Genomic DNA, 2156 nt, shown 5'->3' with positions numbered 1-2156 from the left:
CCGCCCCCCGCATACCGAAACCAGAAGAAGATGACCGAAACCAGCACCCCACCGGACAGCGCCACCCCCGCCTATGACTTCCACACGGCAGAACCACAGTGGCAGGAACGCTGGGCGTCTTCGGGCATCTTCAATGTTCCCGACGTGCCGCCCGCCGACCGGCCCAAATACTATGTGCTGGAAATGTTTCCCTACCCGTCGGGCCAGTTGCACATGGGCCATGTGCGCAACTACACGCTGGGCGACGTGGTGGCGCGCTACAAGCGGGCGCGCGGTTTCAGCGTGCTGCACCCGATGGGGTGGGACGCGTTTGGCCTGCCCGCCGAAAACGCGGCGCGCGAACGCGGCGTGCATCCGGGCAAATGGACGATGGACAACATCGCCGCCATGCGCGCGACGCTCAAGCGGCTTGGCTTCTCGTTCAACTGGGATCGTGAGATCGCGACCTGCCTGCCGGACTATTATGGCAAGCAGCAGAAGCTGTTCGTGGACATGCTCAAGGGCGGGCTGGTCGAACGGCGGGAAAGCTGGGTCAACTGGGATCCCGTGGACCAGACCGTGCTGGCCAACGAACAGGTGGTGGACGGGCGCGGCTGGCGCTCCGGCGCGCTGATCGAACAGAAAAAGCTCTCGCAGTGGTTCCTGCGCATCACCCGTTTCGCGCCGCAACTGCTTGAGGGCCTGTCCACCCTGCCGCGCTGGCCCGAGCGGGTGCGCACCATGCAGGAACGCTGGATCGGCCGTTCGGAGGGCGCGCGCGTCCGCTTCGGGCTGCATGAGCCCCCCACGGGTTTCGATACCGACCTTGATTCGGTGGAGGTGTTCACCACCCGCCCCGATACGCTGTTCGGCATGTCCTTCCTCGCCATCGCGGCCGATCACCCGCTGGCGGCCAAGGTCGCGGCCACAAATGCGCAGGCCGCTGAATTCATTGCCGAATGCCACCGTCTGGGCACATCGGAAGAAGCGATCGAAACCGCTGAAAAGCGCGGATTCGACACGGGCCTGCGCGTGACTCACCCGTTCATGCCCGACCGTTCCTTCCCGGTCTGGATCGCGAATTTCGTGCTGATGGATTACGGCACGGGCGCGGTGTTCGGCTGCCCCTGCGGCGACCAGCGCGATTTCGATTTCGCGCGCAAATACAACCTGCCCTTCGCCACGGTCATCCTGCCGCCCGGCGCGGAGGCCGCGACCTTCACCGCCACGGACAAGCCGTATGAGGGACAGGGCACGCTGTTCAATTCCGGCTTTCTGGACGGCATGGACACCGACGCCGCGAAGAAGGAAGCCATCACCCGGCTGGAGGGCCTGGGCATTGGCCAGGGCGTGGTCAACTGGCGCCTGCGCGACTGGGGCATTTCGCGCCAGCGTTACTGGGGCTGCCCCATTCCCGTCATCCACTGCACCGATTGCGGCGCGCAGCCGGTGCCCGACGACCAGCTTCCCGTCATCCTGCCCGAGGACGTGACATTCGACCGCCCCGGCAACCCGCTGGAACACCACCCGACATGGAAGCATGTCGCCTGCCCGTCCTGCGGCAAGCCCGCGCTGCGCGAGACGGATACCTGCGACACGTTCGTGGACAGTTCGTGGTATTTCGCCCGCTTCACCGCCCCCCGCGCGGCCACGCCCACCCTGCCCGCCGCCGCCGATGGCTGGCTGCCGGTGGATCAGTATATCGGCGGGATCGAACATGCGATCCTGCACCTGCTCTATGCCCGCTTCTTCACCCGCGCGATGCATGAGACGGGCCACCTGCATGTGGATGAACCCTTTGCCGGGCTGTTCACGCAGGGCATGGTCAACCACGAAAGCTACCGTGACGCCGAAGGCAACTGGCTCTACCCCGAGGAAGTCGAGCGCGGGGCCAACGGCGCCACCCGCCGCGACACCGGCGCGCCCGTCACCATCGGGCGGGTGGAGAAAATGTCCAAGTCCAAGCGCAACACGGTGGCCCCCGTCGCCATCATCGAGCGTTTTGGCGCGGATACGGCGCGGTGGTTCGTGCTGTCCGACAGCCCGCCGGAACGTGACATGGAATGGACCGAATCCGGTGTCGCCGCTTCGGCCCGCTTCCTCCAGCGCCTGTTCCGCGTCGTGCGCGCCGTGGCCGAACAGACCCCGGCGGCAGCCCGTGCCCCGATACGTTCTCC

At 66.3% G+C, this 2156-nt stretch carries 1 protein-coding gene; it reads left to right on the top strand.

The window, feature by feature from the left end:
* Positions 1-30 precede the first annotated feature (30 nt).
* On the top strand, positions 31-2156 hold a 2126-nt coding region (leuS, locus tag JCM25156_RS14450; protein ID WP_025813627.1), incomplete at its 3' end, for a leucine--tRNA ligase.

Source organism: Komagataeibacter kakiaceti JCM 25156 (assembly GCF_000613305.1).
Note: the sequence above shows the minus strand (reverse complement) of the source record. Positions and strands in the feature narration are given on the sequence as shown.